Origin of the sequence: Thermoanaerobacter ethanolicus JW 200, from assembly GCF_003722315.1 — a bacterium.
Lineage (GTDB): Bacteria > Bacillota > Thermoanaerobacteria > Thermoanaerobacterales > Thermoanaerobacteraceae > Thermoanaerobacter > Thermoanaerobacter ethanolicus.
Genome location: NZ_CP033580.1, coordinates 2,747,501 through 2,768,660, shown reverse-complemented (window position 1 = coordinate 2,768,660; position 21,160 = coordinate 2,747,501). Strand labels below are relative to the sequence as shown.

Sequence of the window (21,160 nt, the reverse complement as noted above, 5' to 3'; positions counted from 1 at the left end):
TGGAAGATGCCAAGAGACTACAGCTTAGATAAAGTTAGGAACATTGGTATTATGGCGCATATAGATGCAGGAAAAACCACTACTACCGAGCGAATACTTTTTTACACAGGAAAAGTTCATAAGTTAGGAGAAGTCCACGAAGGTACTGCTACAATGGACTGGATGGTACAAGAGCAGGAAAGAGGTATAACTATAACTTCTGCGGCTACTACTTGTTATTGGAAAGGGCATAAAATAAACATTATTGATACGCCGGGACACGTGGACTTTACAGTAGAAGTTGAAAGGTCTCTTAGAATATTAGACGGAGCTGTTGCGGTTTTTTCTGCAAAAGAGGGTGTTGAGCCTCAATCTGAAACTGTATGGAGACAGGCTGACAAATATCATGTTCCAAGAATTGCCTATGTAAATAAAATGGATATAATAGGTGCTGACTTTTTTAATGTAATAAAAATGATAAAGGAAAGATTGGGAGCTAATCCTGTAGCTATACAAATTCCTATTGGAAAAGAAGATACTTTCAGAGGCATTGTGGATTTAATTAAAATGGAAGCCATAATATATGAAGATGATTTAGGTACTGTAATGGATGAGACTGAAATACCTGATGACTTAAAAGATTTAGCTGAGGAGTATAGAGAAAAACTATTAGAGGCAGTTTCTGAGCAAGATGAAACTATTTTAGAAAAGTATTTAGAAGGTGAAGAAATAACTGAAGAGGAGATTCACAAAGCCTTAAGAAAAGGAACTATAAATGGTGAATTAGTACCAGTTGTCTGTGGTTCTTCATATAAAAATAAAGGGATTCAGCCTATGTTGGATGCGATAGTGAGATATCTTCCTTCTCCACTTGATTTGCCACCGGTAAAAGGTATGGCATTAGGCACAGGAGAAGAGATAGAGAGAAAAGCTGATGATTCAGAGCCTTTCTCAGCGTTGGCATTTAAAATTATGGCGGACCCTTATGTAGGTAAACTTGCTTTTTTTAGAGTATATTCAGGGACTTTAAATGCGGGGTCATATGTGTTGAATTCTACAAAAGGTAAAAAAGAAAGAGTAGGAAGAATCCTGCGAATGCATGCAAATCACAGAGAAGAAATTGATGCTGTATACACAGGTGATATAGTTGCAGCCGTTGGACTAAAAGATACTACAACAGGAGATACGCTCTGTGATGAGAATCATCCAATACTTTTAGAATCAATGGATTTTCCAGAACCAGTTATTTCTGTTGCTATAGAGCCTAAGACTAAAGCTGCTCAAGAAAAAATGACTATGGCTTTATTGAAACTAGCTGAAGAAGACCCAACCTTTAAAACATATACTGACCAAGAGACAGGACAGACAATAATAGCTGGTATGGGAGAATTGCACTTAGAGATAATTGTTGATAGGCTAAGAAGAGAGTTTAATGTTGATTGCAATGTAGGTAAGCCTCAAGTTGCTTACAAAGAGACTATCACTAAACCTGTTAAAATTGAAGGTAAATTTATCAGGCAGTCTGGTGGACGTGGTCAGTATGGTCATGTTTGGTTGGAGATGGAACCGGCTCCAAGAGGAGAAGGCTATACATTTGAAAACCGCATTGTAGGAGGAGTTATTCCAAAAGAATATATTCCTGCAGTTGACGCAGGTGTTCAAGAAGCTATGCAAAACGGTGTTCTTGGAGGATATCCTGTTATCGATGTAAAAGTGGCATTGGTAGATGGTTCTTACCATGAAGTTGACTCCTCAGATATGGCATTTAAAATAGCTGGTTCTATAGCATTTAAGGAAGGTATGAAAAAGGCAAATCCTGTTCTTTTGGAACCTATTATGAAAGTGGAGGTTGTGGTTCCAGAAGAATACATGGGAGATATAATAGGAGATATAAATTCACGTCGTGGAAGAGTTGAAGGAATGGAAGCAAGGGCTGGTGCCCAAGTTATAAGAGCATTTGTGCCACTTGCTGAAATGTTTGGATATGCCACTGATTTAAGGTCAAAAACTCAAGGAAGAGGAACTTACACTATGCAGTTCCATCATTATGAGGAAGTTCCTAAAAATATTGCTGATCAAATATTAGAAAAGAAGTAAAGGAGGAAAAGAGGATGGCGAAGCAAAAATTTGAGAGGAAGAAGCCCCACGTAAACGTAGGGACGATAGGTCACGTAGACCATGGTAAGACGACGTTGACAGCAGCGATAACGATGGTATTATCGAAGGCAGGAATGGCAGAGGCGAAGGGATATGACGAGATAGACAAGGCGCCGGAGGAGAGAGCAAGGGGAATAACGATAAACACGACTCACGTAGAATATGAGACAGAGAAGAGGCACTATGCGCACGTAGACTGTCCAGGACATGCTGACTATGTAAAGAACATGATAACAGGGGCAGCACAGATGGACGGGGCGATATTAGTAGTATCAGCAGCAGACGGACCGATGCCACAGACGAGGGAACACATATTATTGGCGAGGCAGGTAGGAGTGCCATATATAGTAGTATTTTTAAACAAGGCAGACATGGTAGACGATCCAGAATTAATAGAATTAGTAGAGATGGAAGTAAGGGAATTATTGAATGAATATGAGTTTCCGGGGGATGACACACCGATAGTAGTAGGGTCAGCACTTAAGGCATTAGAGTGTGGATGTGGCAAGAGAGAGTGCGAATGGTGCGGGAAGATATGGCAGTTAATGGATGTAGTAGACGAATATATACCGACACCGGAGAGAGACATAGACAAGCCATTCTTAATGCCAGTAGAGGACGTATTTACGATAACAGGAAGAGGAACTGTTGCGACAGGGAGAGTAGAGAGAGGGAAGGTAAAGGTAGGAGACGAAGTAGAGATAATAGGATTGACGACGGAATCAAGGAAGACAGTAGTAACAGGGGTAGAGATGTTCAGGAAGACGCTGGATGAGGCGCAAGCAGGAGACAACATAGGAGTATTATTAAGAGGAGTACAGAGGGACGAAGTAGAGAGAGGGCAAGTATTAGCGAAGCCAGGGACGATAAAGCCGCACACGAAATTTGAGGCACAAGTTTACGTATTGACGAAGGAAGAAGGAGGAAGGCACACACCATTTTTCAATGGATACAGGCCACAATTTTACTTTAGGACGACAGACGTTACAGGTGTAATAAACTTGCCGGATGGAGTAGAGATGGTAATGCCAGGGGACCACGTAACGATAAAAGTAGAGTTAATAACACCGATAGCGATGGAAGAGGGTTTGAAGTTTGCTATAAGAGAAGGCGGCCGTACAGTAGGTGCTGGCGTCGTGTCAGCTATCATAGAATAGCATCATATTTTTGTGCTAATAGCAGCTGCTATTAGCACAAAAATATTGATATGTCAAGTCTTGCAATGATTTAGAACTTGAGATAAAATATTAAAGCTGGTGTCGCAGGTAAGATTTTTTTTTGACAATAAAACGCCTGGATATGTGGATATAGAAAAGTGTTGAGGATTGATAGAAGGAGGGAAAGTAAAATGCCCAAGCAAAAAATTCGCATACGTTTAAAGGCTTTTGACCATGCTATTTTAGATCAATCGGCTCAAAAGATAGTGGAGACTGCAAAGAGGACAGGTGCAGAGGTTTCTGGACCTATTCCATTGCCAACAGAAAAAGATATTATAACTATTTTAAGAGCTCCTCACAAATATAAAGATTCAAGAGAACAGTTTGAGATAAGAACTCATAAGAGATTAATTGATATTTTAAATCCAACACCTAAGACAGTAGATGCTCTTATGAGATTAGATTTACCATCTGGTGTGGATATTGAAATAAAACTGTAAAAGGTAATAAGGAAAGAAACAAAAAAATAAAAAAAGAAATTAAGACGCAAAAGCGTCCGCTGATTTCAGGAGGTGGATAAAAGAATGAAAAAAGGTATTTTAGGTAAAAAGCACGGTATGACACAAATATTTAATGAAAAAGGAGAAGTAATTCCTGTCACAGTAATTGAAGCAGGTCCTTGTGTTGTCGTACAGAAAAAAACAGTGGAGACTGATGGATACAATGCTATTCAAGTTGGTTTTGGAGATGTTAAAGAGAAAAGACTTACAAAACCTTTAATAGGGCATTTTAAAAAAGTAGGAGTGCCTTTTAAGAGATATTTAAGAGAATTTAAGTTAGATGACATAAGTGGATATGAAGTAGGTAGCGAAATAAAGGTAGATATTTTTAAACCAGGAGATAGAGTAGATGTAACAGGTATTTCAAAAGGTAAAGGCTTTGCAGGTGTTGTAAAGAGATATGGCGCTAATAGAGGACCTATGTCTCACGGTTCCAAATATCATAGAAGAGTAGGTTCGATGGGTGCTACCACAGACCCAGGAAGAACTTTTAAAGGCAAAATTATGCCTGGGCATATGGGACATGAAAGAGTAACTATACAAAACCTCGAAGTTGTAAAAGTTGATCCTGAATTAAATTTATTGTTAGTAAAAGGATCAGTGCCAGGACCTAAAGGTTCCTTGCTCATTATAAAAGATTCCGTGAAGAGCAAGTGATGAAAGGAGGAAGAAAGATGCCTAAGGTAGCGGTTTACAACGTAAAAGGGGAACAGGTAGGAGAAATAGAACTAAAGGATTCAGTTTTTGGCGTGCCAGTAAATGTTCCTGTTATGCATGAAGCAGTGCTAAATTATTTGGCGAATCAAAGGCAGGGTACCCATTCGACCAAAACCCGCGGCGAAGTTCGTGGTGGTGGAAGAAAGCCTTGGAGACAAAAGGGAACAGGAAGAGCACGTCAAGGAAGTATAAGAGCTCCTCAATGGATTAAAGGTGGTATTGTCTTTGGACCAAAGCCAAGAGATTACAGCTATAAGTTACCTAAAAAAGTAAAAAGATTAGCTTTAAAATCTGCTCTTTCATCTAAAGTTAGAGATAACGAGATAATTGTATTAGATGAATTCAAATTAGATCAGCCAAAGACTAAAAAAGTTGTTGAACTCCTTAAGAATTTTAATGTTGATAGCGCGTTAATAGTGGTACCTGAAGGGGAAAAGAACGTAGAACTTTCAGCAAGAAATATACCAGGTGTTAAAACTTTATATGCTAATTATTTGAATACTTATGATATTTTAAAATACGACAAGTTTATCATAACAAAGGATGCCGTGGGCATAGTCGAGGAGGTGTACGCCTAATGGAGGCACGCGACATTATAATACGCCCAGTAATAACTGAAAAAAGTATGAACCTCATGAGTGAGAGAAAATATACTTTTATTGTGGATAAAAGAGCAAATAAAATTCAAATAAAGAAAGCTGTAGAAGACATATTTGGGGTCAAAGTGGAAAAAGTATATACAATGAATTACAAAGGAAAGCCAAAGAGAATGGGAAAATATGAAGGAAGGACAGAAGCTTACAAAAAAGCAATAGTGAAGCTTACTCCAGATAGTAAAGGTATCGAATTCTTTGAAGGGTTGCAGGCATAATTTTAAGTTTAAGGAGGGAAAGAAATGGGAATAAAATCTTTTAAGCCGACATCTCCCGGCAGACGTCAAATGACGGTATTAACTTTTGAGGAAGTTACTAAGGATAAGCCAGAGAAATCCTTAGTTGTTACTTTAACTAAATCGGGTGGAAGAAATGTATACGGGAGAATTACTGTCAGACATCGTGGTGGCGGACATAAGAGAAAATATAGGATTATAGATTTCAAGAGAGATAAGGACGGAGTACCAGGAAAAGTTGCTGCTATTGAGTACGATCCAAATAGAACAGCTTATATTGCACTTATACATTATTTAGATGGGGAAAAAAGATATATCATTGCTCCTTATGGACTAAAAGTGGGAGATATAGTAGAATCTGGTGAAAATGTAGACATTAAGGTAGGAAATGCTTTGCCTTTAAGGAATATTCCTGTAGGTACAATAATCCATAACATCGAGCTTATACCAGGAAAAGGTGGACAATTAGTGAGAGCGGCAGGTACAGCGGCACAGCTTATGGCTAAAGAAGGGGATTATGTTCAAGTTAGAATGCCTTCAGGAGAAATTAGATTGATAAAGGCTGACTGTCGTGCAACCATTGGACAAGTATCAAATTTAGACCATGAAAATGTAAAGATAGGTAAAGCAGGAAGGTCAAGATGGCTTGGAATAAGACCAACTGTTAGAGGTTCAGCTATGAATCCGGTTGACCATCCACATGGTGGTGGTGAAGGTAAAGCGCCTATCGGACATCCAGGGCCACTTACACCATGGGGCAAGCCTGCATTGGGTTATAAGACACGTAAGAAAGGTAAAGCTTCGGATAAATTCATTATAAGAAGACGCAAATAGTTAGTGAAAGGAGGTCAATGCCTTGAGCAGATCTGTAAAAAAAGGTCCCTATGTTGATCCAAAACTTCTTAAAAAGATTGTTGAAATGAATAAAAAGAATGAGAAAAAAGTAATTAAAACATGGTCAAGGAGCTCGACAATTGTGCCAGAAATGGTTGGACATACAATAGCTGTTCATGACGGCAGAAAGCATGTACCTGTTTATATAACTGAAGCGATGGTAGGGCACAAGTTAGGAGAATTTGCTCCTACTCGAACCTTCCACGGACATGCTGATACTGAAAAAACTTCCAAAGTTAAATAGGCAAAGGAGGAGATAACGTGGAGGCAAGGGCAATAGCCAGATATGTAAGAATTTCGCCTCGAAAGGTAAGATTAGTTCTTAACCTGATTCGTGGCAAGCATGTGGATGAAGCCTTAACTATTTTAAGGTTTACTCCAAAAAGAGCCTCAGGAATAGTTGCCAAGGTTCTTAAATCAGCCATTGCTAATGCTGAAAATAACCATGGAATGAATAGAGATAATCTGTATGTAGCAAAGGCTGTGGCAGATGAAGGCCCTACAATGAAGAGAGTTTTCCCAAGAGCGATGGGAAGAGCAGATATTATGAGGAAGAGAACCAGTCATATAACGATAGTCGTGAAGGAAAAAGAATAAAGGAGGGATATGCGTGGGCCAAAAGGTACATCCATATGGACTTAGAGTTGGAGTTACACAAGATTGGCTAGCTAAATGGTATGCGGATGACAAAGATTTTTCAAAACTCTTAATAGAAGATATTAAAATAAGAAACTATATAAAAGAAAAACTGTATTCAGCTGGGATTCCTAAAATAGTTATTGAGAGAGCGTCCAATAGGATAAAAATAGATATTCATGCTGCAAAACCAGGAATGGTAATTGGCAAAGGTGGAGCAGGTATTGACAAGTTAAGAGAAGAATTGGAAAAAATGACTAATAAGACAGTTATCCTTAATATTGTGGAAGTCAAAACTCCTGAACTTAGTGCACAACTAGTAGCTGAGAATATTGCAGCTCAAATTGAAAAAAGGATATCCTATAGAAGGGCTATGAAACAAGCCATAGCAAGAGCGATGAAATTAGGTGCTAAAGGTATTAAAATTGCTTGTTCGGGTAGATTGGCTGGTGCAGAAATTGCTCGTACTGAAAGGTATCATGAAGGAGTTGTACCGCTTCAAACTTTAAGAGCGGATATTGACTATGGCTTTGCAGAGGCAAATACTACTTATGGGAAAATAGGAGTAAAAGTTTGGATAAATAAAGGAGAGATACTGCCACAGCCTAAAAAGCAGGTAACCGCGGAAGGAGGTAAGTAAAACATGTTAATGCCAAAAAGAGTGAAATACAGAAAACAACAACGGGGCAGAATAAAAGGAAATGCTACTCGTGGTAATACCCTGACTTATGGAGAATATGGGTTGCAAGCGCTGGAACCTGGTTGGATTACAGCCACCCAAATTGAGGCAGCAAGGGTTGCAATGACGAGGTTTATAAAAAGAGGCGGAAAAGTGTGGATAAAAATTTTCCCTGATAAGCCGGTTACTAAAAAACCTGCTGAAACTCGTATGGGTTCAGGGAAGGGGTCACCAGAATTTTGGGTAGCAGTTGTAAAGCCAGGTAGAGTTCTTTTTGAAATAGGTGGAGTATCAGAAGAAGTTGCAAAAGAGGCTTTAAGGCTTGCAATGCATAAACTGCCTATAAAGACAAAGTTTTTAAAACGTGAAGAATTGGGTGGTGAAGATAATGAAAGCTAAGGAAATAAGAGAACTTACCAATGAGGAATTGCTTCAAAAGCTTTCGGACTTAAAAGCAGAGCTTTTTAATTTGAGATTTCAACTTGCTACCGGCCAATTAGATAACCCTATGAGGATAAGAGATGTAAGAAAAACAATTGCGAGAATAAAGACAATTTTGAGAGAGCGAGAATTGGGTATTAGGCAAAATAAAGCATAAGGAAGGAGGGCATTCACTTGGAAAGAGGCCACAGGAAAGTTAGAATTGGAACAGTAGTAAGCAATAAAATGCAAAAAACTATTGTAGTTGCTGTAGAAGACAGAGTAAGACATCCTCTTTATGGAAAGACAATAAAAAGAACCAAAAAGTTCAAAGTTCACGATGAAAATAATGTATGCAATGTTGGAGATATAGTAAAGATAATGGAAACAAGACCACTTAGCAAAGAAAAAAGATGGAGATTAGTTGAAATAGTTAAAAGAGCTGAGTAATTTGAAAGGAGGTAAACTCAAATGATTCAACCTCAAACTCGATTGAAAGTAGCAGATAATACAGGTGCAAAAGAAATTATGTGTATTCGCTTGGAAGGCGGTTCAAATAGAAAGTTTTCAAATGTAGGAGATGTAATAGTTGCTTCTGTAAAAAGTGCAACACCCGGTGGTGTTGTGAAAAAAGGTGAAGTTGTTAAAGCGGTAATCGTAAGGACAAAGAAAGGAATTGCTCGAAAAGATGGCACTTATATAAGATTTGACGATAATGCTGCGGTTATTATAAGGGATGATAAACAACCAAGAGGTACTCGTATTTTTGGACCAGTTGCAAGAGAATTGAGAGAAAAAGACTTCATGAAAATTATTTCTTTGGCTCCTGAAGTGCTTTAAGGAGGGTGGAAAATGGCACAGAATAAATTGCACGTAAAAAAAGGAGATATGGTTGTTGTAATTTCAGGTAAGGATAAAGGTAAGAAAGGCAAAGTATTGCAAGCCTTTCCTAAAGAAGGCAAAGTAATTGTGGAAGGCGTTAATGTTGTGACAAAACACAGGAAATCGACAAATCCGCAAAAACCAGGTGGAATAATTCACCAAGAAGCGCCAATTTACAGTTCGAAGGTTATGCTCTATTGTGAAAATTGTGGAAGAGGAGTTCGCTATGGGGTAAAAGTCCTTGAAAATGGCGAAAAAGTACGTTACTGCAAGAGGTGCAATGAAACGCTATAATTATAGAAAGGAAGGAGGCTCATTATGTCAAGGCTGAGAGAAAAATACGAAAAAGAAGTTGTGCCAGCGCTGATGGAACGTTTTGGCTATAAAAATATAATGCAGGTTCCTAAAGTTGAAAAAGTTGTTATAAATATAGGTGTGGGTGAAGCAAAAGAAAATCCTAAGGCGCTGGAAGCAGCGGTCAATGATTTGACAATGATTGCGGGACAAAAACCAGTTATTACAAGAGCTAAAAGGTCAATCGCAAATTTCAAAATTCGTAAGGGAATGCCAATTGGAGTAAAAGTTACTTTGCGCGGAGAAAGAATGTATGAATTTATGGATAAACTTTTCAATATAGCTTTGCCTCGTGTGAGAGACTTCAAAGGAGTTTCTCCTAATTCTTTCGATGGAAGAGGGAATTATGCTTTAGGAATCAAAGAACAATTAATTTTTCCTGAAATTGACTATGATAAGATAGATAAGATAAGAGGAATGGATATAATTATTGTTACAACTGCTAAAACCGATGAAGAAGCGAAGGGATTGTTAGAACTTTTAGGTATGCCATTTGCAAAGTAAAGGAGGGTAAAATTATATGGCAAGAAAGGCTTTGATAGTAAAGCAGCAAAAGCCTCAAAAATACAAGACAAGAGAATACAATAGGTGCAAAATTTGTGGCAGACCTCATGCATACTTGAGGAAATTTGGCATGTGCCGTATATGCTTCAGAAAGTATGCCCATCAAGGAATGATACCAGGTGTTAAAAAAGCAAGTTGGTAAAAGAGGGGAGGTAGTACAATGGTAATGACAGATCCTATAGCAGATATGCTAACTCGAATAAGAAATGCGAACATTGCAAGACATGAAACAGTAGAAATACCTGCTTCAAACATGAAAAGGGCTATTGCAATGATTATGCTAAAAGAAGGGTTTATAAAATCAGTAGAAGAAATAGACGATGGAAAAGGTGGTATTCTCAAACTAACATTAAAGTATGGCCCTAACAAAGAAAGAGTTATATCTGGTTTGAAAAGAATAAGCAAACCTGGTTTGAGAGTATATGCAAGGCACGATGAATTGCCAAGAGTATTAGGAGGATTGGGTATTGCAATTATTTCAACATCAAAGGGAATCATGACAGATAAAGAAGCAAGAAAAGCAGGAGTTGGAGGAGAAGTTATTTGCTACATTTGGTGATTTCAATAAGGAGGTGTGGTCAGTGTCTAGAATTGGTAGATTGCCAATAGAAATACCAAAGGGAGTAGAAGTTAAAGTAAGTCCTGATAATGTAGTAACTGTAAAAGGTACAAAAGGCACTTTAGAAAAAAAGTTTCCGCCGATTGTAAATATAGAAGTAAAAGATAATCAAGTAATTGTAACTCGAAATGGCGACGATAAAGAAGAAAGAGCAATGCACGGAACTACAAGAGCAATAATAGCAAATATGGTAAAAGGCGTAACTCAAGGCTTTGAAAAAACATTAGAGATTGTAGGGATAGGATATCGTGCAGCAAAACAAGGGAAGAAATTAGTGTTAAATGTTGGATACTCTCATCCGGTAGAAATAGAAGAAGAGCCAGGGATTGAAATTGTTGTAGAAGGTAATAACAAAATAATTGTAAGAGGAGCCGATAAAGAAAAAGTAGGTCAAGTTGCTGCAAACATCAGAAGAGTCCGTGAACCAGATGCTTATCAGGGCAAGGGTATAAGATATGCAGGAGAAGTTGTGAGATTAAAAGAAGGTAAAACTGGTAAGAAGTAAGGGGTGAGATGATGATTACAAAACCAAATAGGAACGAATTAAGAAAAAGACGTCATTTAAGAGTAAGAAAAAAAGTTTTTGGAACACCAGAAAGACCACGTCTTAATGTTTTTAGAAGTTTGAAACACATTTATGCGCAAATTATCGATGATACTAAAGGGCATACTCTTGTCCATGCTTCTACGTTAGATCCTGAACTTAGAGGCATTGCAAAAGGAGCAAATAAGCAGTCTGCTAAATTGGTAGGAGAGCTGATTGCAAAGAGAGCTTTAGAAAAAGGCATAAAAGATGTTGTATTTGATAGGGGCGGCTATATTTATCACGGTGTAGTAAAAGAATTGGCTGATGCTGCACGGCAAGCGGGATTAAATTTCTAACAAGGAGGGAAATGAATGGCTCGAGTTGATTGGACAAAGTTAGATTTAAAAGAAAGAGTCGTAAGCATAAATCGTGTTGCAAAAGTTGTGAAGGGCGGTAAGAATTTTAGATTTAGCGTCACAGTTGTAGTTGGAGACGCCGATAAAGGCTATGTAGGAGTAGGAAGAGGTAAAGCTGCAGAAATTCCAGATGCAATTAGAAAAGCTATAGAGGATGCAAAAAAACACTTAATTAAAGTTCCAATTGTAGGAACTACTATTCCTCATGAAGTCATAGGGGAATTTGGCGCTGGAAAAGTACTCTTGAAACCTGCCAGAGAAGGTACTGGTGTTATTGCAGGAGGACCTGTTCGCGCAGTGTTAGAGTCTGCAGGCATAAAAGACGTTTTGACTAAGTCACTTGGGTCTTCTAATGCAACTAATATGGTTTATGCTACAATTGAAGGGTTAAAAGGACTTAGAACAGCAGAAGAAGTAGCGAGATTACGCGGAATTCCAGTAAGCCAACTGTTTGAATAAACACAAAAGCATATAGGAGGTGCAAAGATGAGACTGCACGATTTAAAACCAGCTGAAGGAGCAAGACGTGAAAGAAAAAGAGTAGGAAGAGGAATAGGTTCTGGACATGGTAAAACTTCAGGCAGAGGACAAAAAGGGCAAAAAGCAAGAAGTGGCGGTGGAGTGCGTCCGGGTTTTGAAGGAGGCCAAATGCCACTTACAAGAAGACTCCCAAAAAGAGGTTTTACTAACATATTCAAAAAAGAATATGCAATTGTAAATGTTGGAACTTTAGAAGAAAGGTTTGAGGATGGAGCGGTAATTACTCCTGAAGTTTTAATAGAAAGTGGTATAATTAAAGATGTAAAAGATGGGGTTAAGATATTAGGTGACGGAGATTTAAGCAAAAAATTCACTGTTAAGGCTCATAAATTCAGTCAAAGTGCCATTGAAAAAATACAAGCCGTTGGGGGAAAGGCAGAGGTGATTTAAAGTGTTTCAAACCCTTGTCAATGCTTGGAAGGTTGATGATATAAGAAAAAGGATACTTTATACTTTAGGAATGCTAGTGATATTTAGATTAGGGTCCCATATTCCTGTGCCAGGAGTTGACCCAAAGCTGATTGCTCAAATACTTGGTCAAGGGCAATTGTTCGGATTTTTTGACATAATATCCGGTGGTGCTTTTCGAGAATTTACGATTTTTGCCATGAGCATTGTGCCTTACATTAACGCTTCAATTATAATGCAACTTTTGACAATAGCAATTCCCTCTCTTGAACAAATGGCAAAAGAAGGGGAAGAGGGAAGAAAGAAAATTGCTCAGTATACCAGATATTTAACAGTTGTACTTGCCTTGATACAAGCTATAGGAATGACAATTGGGCTAAAGAGAGCAGTTATCAATCCTACATTTTTTAACTTGACGGTCATTGTTATAACTTTGACGGCAGGTACTGCTTTTCTGATGTGGTTAGGTGAAAAAATTACTGAAAATGGAATAGGCAACGGAAGTTCATTAATAATTTTTGCGGGGATAATTTCTAGGATTCCTAACATGATATATCTGACAAGTGAATATATTCAAGCAGGTACTGCTAATATTTTTGGTGCTATTGCTTTTGTAGTTGCGGAGCTTATAATGATAGTATTGATAATTCTAGCAACAGAAGGGCAAAGAAGAATTCCGGTGCAATATGCCAAAAGGGTTGTTGGCAGAAAAGTTTATGGTGGCCAAAGTACTCACATTCCTATAAGAATAAACATGGCAGGGGTTATTCCTATTATATTCGCTCTTTCACTATTACAGTTTCCGCAACAATTAGCAACCTTTTTCCCACGGTCGTCATTTTACAACTTTGTGCAAAAATGGCTTAGCACAAGTGGGCTAATATACAATATTTTAGATATATTATTGATAATAGGATTTACTTATTTCTATACAGCAGTAATCTTCAATCCAGTAGATGTCTCAGATAATTTAAAAAAATATGGTGGATTTATTCCTGGAATAAGGCCAGGGAAACCAACTACAGACTATCTTACAAGGGTATTGAATAGAGTTACTTTTGTAGGAGCATTATTCTTAGCATTTATTGCTACAATGCCAGTAATTTTAATGAATGTAACGGGGTTACAACTTTACTTTGGAGGTACAGCACTTTTAATAGCAGTTGGTGTGGCACTTGATACTATGAAACAAATTGAGGGACACCTTATCATGAGGAACTATCAAGGATTTTTGAAATAAAGGGGGAGGATTTATGAGAGTAATACTTTTAGGACCCCCAGGTGCTGGCAAAGGGACACAAGCTGTGAAAATTGCTAAGGAGTTTGACATTCCTCATATTTCGACAGGAGATATTTTTAGACAAAATTTAAGAGATAATACTGACTTAGGGAAACTAGCAAAAGAATACATGGACAAAGGCTTATTGGTCCCCGATGAGGTTACGAATAAAATAGTGGAAGATAGATTAGAAAAAGATGATTGCCAAAAAGGGTTTTTGTTAGACGGATATCCAAGAAATGTAACACAAGCGGAAGAATTGGATAGATTTTTGCAGCAAAAAGGAACCTATCTTGATTGCGTTCTAAACATTGAAGTTGAGGAAGATGCTTTGATAGAAAGGATTACTGGCAGGAGAGTATGTCCTAATTGTGGTGCTACTTATCACATAAAGACTTCTCCTCCTGCAGTTGACAATGTATGTGACAAATGTAGCACAAAACTTATACAGCGTTCCGACGATAAGTTAGAATCAGTTGTGAAAAGACTAGAAGTTTATGAAAGTCAAACTAAGCCTTTGATTGAGTATTATACAAAGAAAAACATTTTAGTGAATATTGATGGAAATAAATCGGTAGAAGAAGTATTTGAAGATATAAAAAAGGCTTTGGGAGACAGAGGCAAATGATATATATCAAGTCTAAAAATGAGATTGATTTGATGAGAACAGCTGGCAAGGTAATAGCAAATCTCTTTGAGGTTTTAGAAAGGGCAATTAAGCCAGGAGTTACGACGTTAGAGCTTAATAGAATTGCAGAAGACTTTATAATAAAAAATGGCTGTAAACCTGCCTTCAAAGGTTTATACGGTTTTCCTGCTAGTATTTGCGCTTCAATAAACGAAGAAGTAGTTCATGGGATACCAAGTTTAAGAAAACTTAAAGAAGGCGATATTATAAGTATAGACCTTGGAGCTACCTATAAAGGGTATAATGCAGATGCAGCAAGAACTTTTCCTGTTGGAGATATATCGAAGGAAGCACAAAAATTGATTGAGGTCACAAAAAATAGCTTTTTTGAGGGTATAAAATACGCGAGAGAAGGGAATAGGTTATCTGATATTTCTCACGCAATACAAACTTATGTAGAAAGTCATGGCTTTTCAGTAGTAAGAGAATATGTTGGACATGGGATAGGTATAAAAATGCATGAAGATCCACAGATTCCTAATTTTGGTCCTCCTGGAAGAGGGCCTAGATTAAAAAGAGGTATGTGCCTTGCTATAGAACCGATGGTAAATGCGGGACATTATGCAGTAAGGACATTAGAAGATAATTGGACAGTAGTGACTGTTGATGGCAGTTTATCAGCCCATTACGAAAATACTATTGTTATTACGGATGGGGACCCAGAAATACTGACCATTTTATAAGAGGTGAATTTATTAATGGAAGACTTGCAAATTGGTCAGGTAGTGAGGAGCAAAGCAGGTCGCGACAAAGGCAGAGTTTTTGTAGTTGTAGGAAAGTTTGATGACCAACACGTTCTTGTAGCTGATGGGGACCTTCGAAAGATAGAAAAACCTAAGAAAAAAAAGTTTAAACACCTTCAAAGATATAATGACGTGATTTGGCAGATTAAAGAAAAAATTCAAAAGGGCGATAAATTAACTAATGAAGAAATCAGAAAATTTTTAGAACCTTATAAATCCTAAGTCAATAAGGAGGAATGGATATCCTTGGCAAAAGATGATGTTATTGAAGTTGAGGGCACAGTGATAGAGGCTTTACCAAATGCTATGTTTCAAGTACAATTAGATAATGGGCATAAAGTATTAGCCCATGTATCCGGAAAACTGAGAATGAATTTTATACGAATACTTCCAGGAGACAGGGTGACAGTAGAATTGTCTCCTTATGACTTGAGTCGTGGAAGAATAGTATGGCGTGGAAAGTGATAAGGAGGGTGCGAGATGAAGGTGAGACCATCTGTAAAACCTATTTGCGAAAAATGTAAAGTTATAAAAAGAAAAGGTAGAGTTATGGTAATTTGTGAAAATCCAAAGCATAAACAAAAACAAGGCTAGGAGGTGTGAAAATGGCGAGAATTGCAGGCGTTGACTTGCCAAGAGATAAACGAGTGGAAATAGCTTTGACATATATATATGGTATTGGCCGTTCTCGTTCAAATGAGATACTTGCTAAAGCAGGTGTAAATCCAGACACAAGGGTCAAGGATTTAACAGAAGAAGAAGTTTCTAGATTGAGAGAGATAATTGATAAAGAATACAAAGTTGAAGGCGACTTAAGAAAAGAAGTTGCTATGAACATCAAAAGGTTAATGGATATAGGATGCTACAGAGGAATAAGGCATAAAAGAGGACTACCCGTAAGAGGACAAAGAACAAGGACTAATGCTAGAACGAGAAAGGGTCCAAGGAAAACTGTTGCTAAGAAGAAGAAGTAAGAATAAGGAGGGGAAATAATGGCTAAAAGAGTAAAAAGAGCTGGCAGAAAACGCGAGAAAAAACACGTAGAAAGAGGAATTGCCCATATTCATTCTACGTTTAACAATACCATTGTGACTATAACGGATCCTGCTGGAAATACAATTTCTTGGGCAAGTGCTGGTACAATAGGCTTTAAAGGCTCAAGAAAATCAACTCCCTTTGCAGCACAAATGGCGGCAGAATCAGCAGCTAAGGCAGCAATGGATCATGGAATGAAAACAGTTGATGTTTATGTTAAAGGACCTGGTGCAGGTAGAGAAGCAGCAATAAGGGCTTTACAGGCTGCTGGCCTTGAAGTGAGTCTTATAAAAGATGTGACTCCGATTCCTCACAATGGCTGCAGACCACCTAAGAGGAGAAGAGTATAAGGAGGTGCGATTATGGGAAGATATATAGGACCAACTTGCAGATTGTGCAGAAGAGAAGGCATGAAATTATATTTAAAAGGAGATAAATGCTATACAGACAAATGTCCTGTTGCAAGAAGAGGATATGCACCAGGACAACATGGACAAGAAAAGAAAAAACTCACTAACTACGGCATGCAACTACGAGAAAAACAAAAACTCAAAAGGTACTATGGCGTTTTAGAGAGACAATTTGTCAGATATTATGAAGAAGCAGAGAGAATGAAAGGAATCACAGGAGAAAATTTGTTACAACTTTTAGAAAGACGTCTTGATAATGTAGTGTATAGGTTGGGCTTTGCAGCATCTCGGCCACAAGCGAGACAATTGGTAAGCCATGGTCATATAGAAGTAAATGGTAAGAAAGTTGATATACCATCTTTCTTAGTAAAGCCAGGAGATGTAATATCTGTGAGGGAAAAGAGCCGTTCAATGGAATTAATAAAGAATAATTTAGAAGTATCAAGAAATGTACCTGATTGGTTAGAACTCAATAAAGATGCTTTTGAAGGTAGAGTAGTTTCATTGCCAAGAAGAGAACACATAGATCTGCCTATCCAAGAGCACTTGATTGTTGAGTTGTATTCTAAGTAATGATATAATCGGTTACCCTCATAAAACAGTTAAAAGGAGGGTTCACAGTGTTTGAAATGATTGAACCAAAAATAGAGATTGTTGAGCAGTCGGAAGATGGGACGTATGGGAAATTTGTAGTGGAGCCTTTAGAAAGAGGATATGGCATAACTCTTGGGAATTCCTTAAGAAGAGTACTTTTGTCCTCTCTTCCTGGTGCTGCTCCTAAATCTGTCAAAATAGATGGAGTATTGCATGAATTTTCAACCCTACCAGGAGTTAAAGAGGATGTAGTAGAAATTATACTTAACCTTAAAGAAGTGGCAGTTAAATTGCATTCAGATGAACCGGTGGTAGGGCGCATAGATGTAGAAGGAAAAGGAGAAGTTACTGCAGGTCATATAAAAGGCAGTGCTGATATAGAAATTTTAAACCCTGACCATCATATAGCTACTTTAAGTGATGATGGTAAACTCCATATGGAGATTGTGTTTGTCAAGGGAAAGGGTTATGTGCCTTCAGATAAAAACAAAGAGCCTAACCAACCGATAGGCGTTATTCCAGTTGATTCTATTTTTACACCAGTAAAAAGGGTAAGCTACAATGTAGAAAATACTCGTGTAGGCCATGTTACAGACTATGATAAACTTACTTTGGAAGTATGGACAAATGGAACTATAACGCCAAAAGAAGCTATTAGTATGGCTTCTGATATGTTGATTAAGTACTTCCAAAAGTTTATATCTTTTACTGGCGAATACAAAAGTTCAGATATTTTTGTGGACAAACCTGAGAAAAAAGTCGAGAAACCTCTTGATATGACAATTGAAGAATTAGACTTGTCTGTTAGGTCCTATAATTGTTTAAAGAGAGCTGGAATAAATACAGTACAAGAGCTCACTCAAAAGACAGAAGAAGAGATGATGAAGGTCAGAAATTTGGGTAAAAAATCTTTAGAAGAGGTTAAACAAAAACTCGAGGCATTAGGACTTAGCTTAAAAAAGGCAGACGAATAAAGGAGGGTTGAAGGTGGGTTACAGAAAATTAGGCCGTCCTTCTGACCAGAGGAGGGCTATGCTTAGAAATTTAGTCACAGACTTTTTGAAATATGGTAGAATAACTACAACAGAGGCACGAGCAAAAGAGGTTCGCAGCATTTCTGAAAAAATGATTACTCTCGGTAAAAGAGGCGATTTACACGCAAGAAGGCAGGCTTTAGCCTATATCTTAGATGAAAGTGTAGTAAAGAAGTTATTTGACGAAATAGCACCAAAATACAAAGACAGACAAGGTGGTTACACGAGAATTTTAAAGCTTGGGCCTCGCAGAGGAGATGGCGCACCATTAGTAATTATTGAATTAGTGTAAACAATCGAAGGGGTTAAGTTTGGTGCTGCAACTTAATCCCTATTTTTCATAAAGGAGTTTAACTTAAAAGAAGGTGTCCTTAATGGAACACATAATAACTACACAAAATTTATCTTTTGAATATCATGCCGAAGAACAAACTCGACACCTAGTTTTAAAGGATATAAATTTACAGTTTGAAAAAGGGCAGTTTATAGGGATAATTGGTCATAATGGGTCAGGTAAATCAACACTTGCTAAACACTTTAATGCACTTTTATTGCCGACAGAGGGAAAAGTACATGTAAAAGGAATGGACACCAAAGATACAAATCATTTGTGGGATATAAGACAGACTGCTGGGCTTGTTTTTCAAAATCCAGATAATCAAATAGTTGCTACTATTGTTGAAGAGGATGTAGCTTTTGGCCCAGAAAATTTAGGTATTCCACCTGATGAAATAAGAGAAAGAGTTGAATACGCCCTTAAAGCGGTAGGTATGTGGGAATACAAAGATTATCCTCCTCACATGCTCTCAGGTGGACAAAAGCAAAGAGTTGCCATTGCTGGGATAATTGCAATGAAGCCAGAGTGCATAATTTTAGATGAGCCAACGGCAATGCTTGACCCAATAGGAAGAAGGGAAGTCATTTCTACCATAAAAAAGCTCAACAAAGAAGATGGGATTACTGTAATACTCATAACACATTTTATGGAAGAAGTAGTAGATGCAGATAGAGTTATTGTAATGGATAATGGAAAAGTAGTGTTAGATGGTACTCCTAAAGAAGTATTTAAAGAAGTTGCTCTTTTAAAAAAGATTGGCCTTAGTGTGCCCCAAGTTACAGAGTTGGCATACCAATTGAAGAGAGAAGGCTTTGACGTCCCTTTAGATATTTTAACAGTAGAAGAAATGGTGGAATTTTTATGCCGATAAAAGTAGAAAATTTAAGCTTTGTGTATAATGAAGGGACGCCATATGCTACTGTTGCTTTAAATAATGTTACTTTTGAAATACAGGATGAAGAGTTCGTGGGAATCATCGGGCACACAGGGTCGGGTAAATCTACGTTAATACAACATTTAAATGGGCTTTTAAAACCCACTTCAGGGAAAATATATATAAATGGAGTAGATATAACAGACAAAAAAGTCAGTTTGAAAGATGTACGAAAAGAAGTAGGATTAGTTTTTCAATATCCTGAATATCAACTTTTTGAAGAAACCATTTTTAAAGATATAGCCTTTGGTCCTACTAATTTGGGACTTAGCGAAGAAGAAATTGAAAAAAGAGTATATGAAGCAATGGATATTGTTGGAATCAGTAGAGAATTAGCAGATAAATCCCCTTTTGAAGTATCAGGTGGCCAAAAACGTAGGATTGCGATAGCAGGAATATTGGCGATGAAGCCTAAAATTTTGATATTAGATGAACCTACTGCAGGCCTTGATCCAAAGGGGAAGGAAGAGATTTTAAACAAAATTAAAGAAATTCATGATAAATATAAGATGATAACAATTTTGGTATCCCATAGCATGGAAGATATAGCTAGATTTGCAGATAAAATAATTGTGATGAACAAAGGAAGAATAGAAATTATTGGGACTCCAAGGGAAGTATTTAGAGAAGCTGAAAAATTAGAAAAGATGGGATTAGGGGTACCACAAATAACTTCTCTCGCAAGAGAATTACAAAAAAAAGGCGTAGCAATTCCAGAAGATATATTAACAATTGAAGAAGCAAAGGAATATATAATTCGTTATCTCAGGGGGACTAAAAATGTTTAGAAATATAACTATTGGGCAATATATCCCTGGTGATTCGGTAGTTCATAAGTTGGATCCGAGAATCAAAATAATTATCACTTTTATATTTATAGTGGCCATATTCTTTATAAATAAACTTTCAGGTTACCTTTTTGCGGTTCTTTACCTTTATTTGGTAATAGCAATTTCAAAAATTCCTTTTAGCTATATTTTAAAAGGATTAAGACCAGTTATTATAATTCTTTTACTGACGGTGAGTTTAAATATGTTTTTTACCCCTGGGGGAACGATATTGTATACTTTAGGACCCTTGAAAATTACTACTAGTGGGTTGCGATTAGCTGTATTTATGGGGTTAAGACTCATATTTTTGATTATCGGTACTTCACTACTTACTTTAACTACTTCTCCTATCTCTTTGACAGATGGAATAGAGCATATTTTAAAACCCTTTAGTCGGATAGGGATACCGGCTCATGAATTAGCAATGATGATGACAATTGCTTTAAGATTTATACCTACATTAATAGAAGAAGCAGAAAAAATCATGAAAGCTCAAATGGCAAGAGGAGCCGATTTTGAAAGTGGCAATATAGTAAAAAGGGCAAAAGGACTAGTGCCTCTTTTAGTACCTCTATTTATTAGTGCTTTTAGAAGAGCTGACGAATTAGCAGTTGCCATGGAATCTCGGTGTTATAGAGGCGGGCAAAATAGAACGCGAATGAAACAGCTTAAAATCCAACCGAGAGATTATCAAGCTTTAGCTGTGACCTTGATAATGGTATTGCTAATTGTATGGAATAGAGTTTGGACGTGGTAAAAATGAGAAACGTAATGATTGTAGTAGAATATGACGGGACCAATTATCACGGTTGGCAATACCAAAAGAATGCAGTGACAGTTCAGGAGGTATTGCAAAAAGCAATAAAAAAGGTAACAGGG

37 protein-coding genes (1 of these 37 only partly in view) are annotated in these 21,160 nt (G+C 37.4%); all 37 read left to right on the top strand.

Translation table 11 applies throughout. From position 1 onward, the window contains the following. Window positions 1-6: 6 nt before the first annotated feature. On the top strand, window positions 7-2,076 hold the full coding sequence (fusA, locus tag EB239_RS13850; RefSeq protein WP_003870266.1) for an elongation factor G: 2,070 nt from the start codon (window positions 7-9) through the stop codon (window positions 2,074-2,076). A 14-nt stretch (window positions 2,077-2,090) separates the two neighbouring features. Continuing rightward, window positions 2,091-3,293 (top strand): elongation factor Tu, encoded by a 1,203-nt coding sequence (gene tuf, locus EB239_RS13845; protein WP_003870265.1) that lies wholly within the window; start codon window positions 2,091-2,093, stop codon window positions 3,291-3,293. 191 nt (window positions 3,294-3,484) lie between these two features. Further along, window positions 3,485-3,793 carry a 30S ribosomal protein S10 gene (gene rpsJ, locus EB239_RS13840; RefSeq protein ID WP_003868559.1) on the top strand — a complete coding sequence of 103 codons (309 nt, stop codon included), beginning with the start codon at window positions 3,485-3,487 and terminating at the stop codon, window positions 3,791-3,793. Between the two features lie 84 nt (window positions 3,794-3,877). After that, window positions 3,878-4,510, top strand: coding sequence for a 50S ribosomal protein L3 (gene rplC, locus EB239_RS13835; RefSeq protein ID WP_003870264.1), 633 nt, complete (start codon window positions 3,878-3,880; stop codon window positions 4,508-4,510). 17 nt (window positions 4,511-4,527) lie between these two features. Continuing rightward, window positions 4,528-5,148 carry a 50S ribosomal protein L4 gene (gene rplD, locus EB239_RS13830; protein ID WP_003868561.1) on the top strand — a complete coding sequence of 207 codons (621 nt, stop codon included), beginning with the start codon at window positions 4,528-4,530 and terminating at the stop codon, window positions 5,146-5,148. Continuing rightward, window positions 5,148-5,441 (top strand): 50S ribosomal protein L23, encoded by a 294-nt coding sequence (gene rplW / locus EB239_RS13825; protein ID WP_003870263.1) that lies wholly within the window; start codon window positions 5,148-5,150, stop codon window positions 5,439-5,441. Before rplD ends, rplW begins: the two co-directional genes overlap by 1 nt. A 24-nt stretch (window positions 5,442-5,465) precedes the next feature. Continuing rightward, on the top strand, window positions 5,466-6,293 hold the full coding sequence (gene rplB, locus EB239_RS13820) for a 50S ribosomal protein L2 (protein ID WP_003870262.1): 828 nt from the start codon (window positions 5,466-5,468) through the stop codon (window positions 6,291-6,293). A gap of 22 nt (window positions 6,294-6,315) precedes the next feature. After that, the gene (gene rpsS / locus EB239_RS13815) at window positions 6,316-6,597 is read left to right on the top strand and encodes a 30S ribosomal protein S19 (RefSeq protein WP_003868564.1); all 282 of its coding nucleotides are present in this window, start codon (window positions 6,316-6,318) and stop codon (window positions 6,595-6,597) included. 17 nt (window positions 6,598-6,614) lie between these two features. Further along, on the top strand, window positions 6,615-6,950 hold the full coding sequence (gene rplV, locus EB239_RS13810; RefSeq protein ID WP_003868565.1) for a 50S ribosomal protein L22: 336 nt from the start codon (window positions 6,615-6,617) through the stop codon (window positions 6,948-6,950). 13 nt (window positions 6,951-6,963) lie between these two features. Beyond that, on the top strand, window positions 6,964-7,629 hold the full coding sequence (gene rpsC, locus EB239_RS13805; RefSeq protein ID WP_003870261.1) for a 30S ribosomal protein S3: 666 nt from the start codon (window positions 6,964-6,966) through the stop codon (window positions 7,627-7,629). Window positions 7,630-7,632: 3 nt separating this feature from the next. Further along, window positions 7,633-8,067 carry a 50S ribosomal protein L16 gene (gene rplP / locus EB239_RS13800; protein WP_003870260.1) on the top strand — a complete coding sequence of 145 codons (435 nt, stop codon included), beginning with the start codon at window positions 7,633-7,635 and terminating at the stop codon, window positions 8,065-8,067. Then, complete coding sequence (gene rpmC, locus EB239_RS13795) at window positions 8,057-8,266, top strand: 50S ribosomal protein L29 (RefSeq protein ID WP_003870259.1); 210 nt, start codon at window positions 8,057-8,059, stop codon at window positions 8,264-8,266. The genes rplP and rpmC overlap by 11 nt, the downstream gene beginning before the upstream one ends. A gap of 17 nt (window positions 8,267-8,283) precedes the next feature. After that, window positions 8,284-8,538 carry a 30S ribosomal protein S17 gene (gene rpsQ, locus EB239_RS13790; protein WP_003870258.1) on the top strand — a complete coding sequence of 85 codons (255 nt, stop codon included), beginning with the start codon at window positions 8,284-8,286 and terminating at the stop codon, window positions 8,536-8,538. Between the two features lie 21 nt (window positions 8,539-8,559). Continuing rightward, window positions 8,560-8,928, top strand: a complete 369-nt coding sequence (rplN, locus tag EB239_RS13785) for a 50S ribosomal protein L14 (RefSeq protein ID WP_003868570.1) — start codon at window positions 8,560-8,562, stop codon at window positions 8,926-8,928. A gap of 12 nt (window positions 8,929-8,940) precedes the next feature. Then, complete coding sequence (gene rplX / locus EB239_RS13780) at window positions 8,941-9,264, top strand: 50S ribosomal protein L24 (protein WP_003870257.1); 324 nt, start codon at window positions 8,941-8,943, stop codon at window positions 9,262-9,264. A gap of 24 nt (window positions 9,265-9,288) precedes the next feature. Continuing rightward, window positions 9,289-9,828, top strand: a complete 540-nt coding sequence (gene rplE / locus EB239_RS13775) for a 50S ribosomal protein L5 (protein WP_003870256.1) — start codon at window positions 9,289-9,291, stop codon at window positions 9,826-9,828. A gap of 16 nt (window positions 9,829-9,844) precedes the next feature. Further along, window positions 9,845-10,030, top strand: a complete 186-nt coding sequence (locus EB239_RS13770; RefSeq protein ID WP_003868573.1) for a type Z 30S ribosomal protein S14 — start codon at window positions 9,845-9,847, stop codon at window positions 10,028-10,030. Between the two features lie 18 nt (window positions 10,031-10,048). Continuing rightward, on the top strand, window positions 10,049-10,447 hold the full coding sequence (rpsH, locus tag EB239_RS13765; RefSeq protein WP_003868574.1) for a 30S ribosomal protein S8: 399 nt from the start codon (window positions 10,049-10,051) through the stop codon (window positions 10,445-10,447). 22 nt (window positions 10,448-10,469) lie between these two features. Then, a complete protein-coding gene (gene rplF / locus EB239_RS13760; RefSeq protein ID WP_003870255.1) occupies window positions 10,470-11,012 on the top strand; it encodes a 50S ribosomal protein L6 in 543 nt (180 codons plus the stop codon). 11 nt (window positions 11,013-11,023) lie between these two features. Then, window positions 11,024-11,389, top strand: coding sequence for a 50S ribosomal protein L18 (rplR, locus tag EB239_RS13755; RefSeq protein WP_012268641.1), 366 nt, complete (start codon window positions 11,024-11,026; stop codon window positions 11,387-11,389). 15 nt (window positions 11,390-11,404) lie between these two features. Then, window positions 11,405-11,908, top strand: coding sequence for a 30S ribosomal protein S5 (rpsE, locus tag EB239_RS13750; protein WP_003870254.1), 504 nt, complete (start codon window positions 11,405-11,407; stop codon window positions 11,906-11,908). Window positions 11,909-11,935: 27 nt separating this feature from the next. After that, window positions 11,936-12,379 (top strand): 50S ribosomal protein L15, encoded by a 444-nt coding sequence (gene rplO, locus EB239_RS13745; RefSeq protein WP_003870253.1) that lies wholly within the window; start codon window positions 11,936-11,938, stop codon window positions 12,377-12,379. Between the two features lies 1 nt (window position 12,380). Continuing rightward, window positions 12,381-13,637, top strand: coding sequence for a preprotein translocase subunit SecY (gene secY, locus EB239_RS13740; RefSeq protein WP_003870252.1), 1,257 nt, complete (start codon window positions 12,381-12,383; stop codon window positions 13,635-13,637). Between the two features lie 13 nt (window positions 13,638-13,650). Next, window positions 13,651-14,304, top strand: a complete 654-nt coding sequence (locus EB239_RS13735) for an adenylate kinase (protein WP_003870251.1) — start codon at window positions 13,651-13,653, stop codon at window positions 14,302-14,304. Next, window positions 14,301-15,047, top strand: a complete 747-nt coding sequence (gene map / locus EB239_RS13730) for a type I methionyl aminopeptidase (RefSeq protein WP_003870250.1) — start codon at window positions 14,301-14,303, stop codon at window positions 15,045-15,047. Before EB239_RS13735 ends, map begins: the two co-directional genes overlap by 4 nt. 15 nt (window positions 15,048-15,062) lie before the next feature. After that, complete coding sequence (locus tag EB239_RS13725) at window positions 15,063-15,329, top strand: KOW domain-containing RNA-binding protein (protein WP_003870249.1); 267 nt, start codon at window positions 15,063-15,065, stop codon at window positions 15,327-15,329. Window positions 15,330-15,353: 24 nt separating this feature from the next. Further along, a complete protein-coding gene (infA, locus tag EB239_RS13720; protein ID WP_003870248.1) occupies window positions 15,354-15,572 on the top strand; it encodes a translation initiation factor IF-1 in 219 nt (72 codons plus the stop codon). Window positions 15,573-15,587: 15 nt separating this feature from the next. Next, on the top strand, window positions 15,588-15,701 hold the full coding sequence (gene rpmJ, locus EB239_RS13715; RefSeq protein WP_003373491.1) for a 50S ribosomal protein L36: 114 nt from the start codon (window positions 15,588-15,590) through the stop codon (window positions 15,699-15,701). 11 nt (window positions 15,702-15,712) lie between these two features. Then, window positions 15,713-16,081 (top strand): 30S ribosomal protein S13, encoded by a 369-nt coding sequence (gene rpsM / locus EB239_RS13710; RefSeq protein ID WP_003868584.1) that lies wholly within the window; start codon window positions 15,713-15,715, stop codon window positions 16,079-16,081. 18 nt (window positions 16,082-16,099) lie between these two features. Further along, window positions 16,100-16,492, top strand: coding sequence for a 30S ribosomal protein S11 (rpsK, locus tag EB239_RS13705; RefSeq protein WP_003870247.1), 393 nt, complete (start codon window positions 16,100-16,102; stop codon window positions 16,490-16,492). Window positions 16,493-16,504: 12 nt separating this feature from the next. Beyond that, a complete protein-coding gene (gene rpsD / locus EB239_RS13700) occupies window positions 16,505-17,125 on the top strand; it encodes a 30S ribosomal protein S4 (RefSeq protein ID WP_003870246.1) in 621 nt (206 codons plus the stop codon). 47 nt (window positions 17,126-17,172) lie between these two features. Beyond that, window positions 17,173-18,120, top strand: a complete 948-nt coding sequence (locus EB239_RS13695) for a DNA-directed RNA polymerase subunit alpha (RefSeq protein WP_003870245.1) — start codon at window positions 17,173-17,175, stop codon at window positions 18,118-18,120. Window positions 18,121-18,133: 13 nt separating this feature from the next. Then, window positions 18,134-18,472, top strand: a complete 339-nt coding sequence (gene rplQ, locus EB239_RS13690; protein ID WP_003868588.1) for a 50S ribosomal protein L17 — start codon at window positions 18,134-18,136, stop codon at window positions 18,470-18,472. Window positions 18,473-18,554: 82 nt separating this feature from the next. Beyond that, window positions 18,555-19,388, top strand: coding sequence for an energy-coupling factor transporter ATPase (locus tag EB239_RS13685; RefSeq protein WP_003870244.1), 834 nt, complete (start codon window positions 18,555-18,557; stop codon window positions 19,386-19,388). Further along, window positions 19,379-20,239 carry an energy-coupling factor transporter ATPase gene (locus EB239_RS13680; RefSeq protein WP_003870243.1) on the top strand — a complete coding sequence of 287 codons (861 nt, stop codon included), beginning with the start codon at window positions 19,379-19,381 and terminating at the stop codon, window positions 20,237-20,239. Before EB239_RS13685 ends, EB239_RS13680 begins: the two co-directional genes overlap by 10 nt. Beyond that, window positions 20,232-21,038, top strand: a complete 807-nt coding sequence (locus EB239_RS13675; protein ID WP_003870242.1) for an energy-coupling factor transporter transmembrane component T family protein — start codon at window positions 20,232-20,234, stop codon at window positions 21,036-21,038. The genes EB239_RS13680 and EB239_RS13675 overlap by 8 nt, the downstream gene beginning before the upstream one ends. 2 nt (window positions 21,039-21,040) lie before the next feature. Next, window positions 21,041-21,160, top strand: partial view of a tRNA pseudouridine(38-40) synthase TruA gene (truA, locus tag EB239_RS13670; RefSeq protein ID WP_003870241.1) — the beginning only. 615 nt of this gene lie beyond the right edge of the window; the window shows 120 of its 735 coding nt (coding positions 1-120); the start codon lies at window positions 21,041-21,043; its stop codon lies off the right edge, out of view.

Bases quoted from the DNA above. Each gene is read 5' to 3' on its own strand.
- fusA (WP_003870266.1), top strand. From the start codon at position 7: ATGCCAAGAGACTACAGCTTAGATAAAGTTAGGAACATTGGTATTATG.
- tuf (WP_003870265.1), top strand. From the start codon at position 2,091: ATGGCGAAGCAAAAATTTGAGAGGAAGAAGCCCCACGTAAACGTAGGG.
- rpsJ (WP_003868559.1), top strand. From the start codon at position 3,485: ATGCCCAAGCAAAAAATTCGCATACGTTTAAAGGCTTTTGACCATGCT.
- rplC (WP_003870264.1), top strand. From the start codon at position 3,878: ATGAAAAAAGGTATTTTAGGTAAAAAGCACGGTATGACACAAATATTT.
- rplD (WP_003868561.1), top strand. From the start codon at position 4,528: ATGCCTAAGGTAGCGGTTTACAACGTAAAAGGGGAACAGGTAGGAGAA.
- rplW (WP_003870263.1), top strand. From the start codon at position 5,148: ATGGAGGCACGCGACATTATAATACGCCCAGTAATAACTGAAAAAAGT.
- rplB (WP_003870262.1), top strand. From the start codon at position 5,466: ATGGGAATAAAATCTTTTAAGCCGACATCTCCCGGCAGACGTCAAATG.
- rplP (WP_003870260.1), top strand. From the start codon at position 7,633: ATGTTAATGCCAAAAAGAGTGAAATACAGAAAACAACAACGGGGCAGA.
- rpmC (WP_003870259.1), top strand. From the start codon at position 8,057: ATGAAAGCTAAGGAAATAAGAGAACTTACCAATGAGGAATTGCTTCAA.
- rplN (WP_003868570.1), top strand. From the start codon at position 8,560: ATGATTCAACCTCAAACTCGATTGAAAGTAGCAGATAATACAGGTGCA.
- rplX (WP_003870257.1), top strand. From the start codon at position 8,941: ATGGCACAGAATAAATTGCACGTAAAAAAAGGAGATATGGTTGTTGTA.
- rplE (WP_003870256.1), top strand. From the start codon at position 9,289: ATGTCAAGGCTGAGAGAAAAATACGAAAAAGAAGTTGTGCCAGCGCTG.
- EB239_RS13770 (WP_003868573.1), top strand. From the start codon at position 9,845: ATGGCAAGAAAGGCTTTGATAGTAAAGCAGCAAAAGCCTCAAAAATAC.
- rpsH (WP_003868574.1), top strand. From the start codon at position 10,049: ATGGTAATGACAGATCCTATAGCAGATATGCTAACTCGAATAAGAAAT.
- rplR (WP_012268641.1), top strand. From the start codon at position 11,024: ATGATTACAAAACCAAATAGGAACGAATTAAGAAAAAGACGTCATTTA.
- rpsE (WP_003870254.1), top strand. From the start codon at position 11,405: ATGGCTCGAGTTGATTGGACAAAGTTAGATTTAAAAGAAAGAGTCGTA.
- rplO (WP_003870253.1), top strand. From the start codon at position 11,936: ATGAGACTGCACGATTTAAAACCAGCTGAAGGAGCAAGACGTGAAAGA.
- EB239_RS13735 (WP_003870251.1), top strand. From the start codon at position 13,651: ATGAGAGTAATACTTTTAGGACCCCCAGGTGCTGGCAAAGGGACACAA.
- map (WP_003870250.1), top strand. From the start codon at position 14,301: ATGATATATATCAAGTCTAAAAATGAGATTGATTTGATGAGAACAGCT.
- EB239_RS13725 (WP_003870249.1), top strand. From the start codon at position 15,063: ATGGAAGACTTGCAAATTGGTCAGGTAGTGAGGAGCAAAGCAGGTCGC.
- rpmJ (WP_003373491.1), top strand. From the start codon at position 15,588: ATGAAGGTGAGACCATCTGTAAAACCTATTTGCGAAAAATGTAAAGTT.
- rpsM (WP_003868584.1), top strand. From the start codon at position 15,713: ATGGCGAGAATTGCAGGCGTTGACTTGCCAAGAGATAAACGAGTGGAA.
- rpsK (WP_003870247.1), top strand. From the start codon at position 16,100: ATGGCTAAAAGAGTAAAAAGAGCTGGCAGAAAACGCGAGAAAAAACAC.
- rpsD (WP_003870246.1), top strand. From the start codon at position 16,505: ATGGGAAGATATATAGGACCAACTTGCAGATTGTGCAGAAGAGAAGGC.
- EB239_RS13685 (WP_003870244.1), top strand. From the start codon at position 18,555: ATGGAACACATAATAACTACACAAAATTTATCTTTTGAATATCATGCC.
- EB239_RS13680 (WP_003870243.1), top strand. From the start codon at position 19,379: ATGCCGATAAAAGTAGAAAATTTAAGCTTTGTGTATAATGAAGGGACG.
- EB239_RS13675 (WP_003870242.1), top strand. From the start codon at position 20,232: ATGTTTAGAAATATAACTATTGGGCAATATATCCCTGGTGATTCGGTA.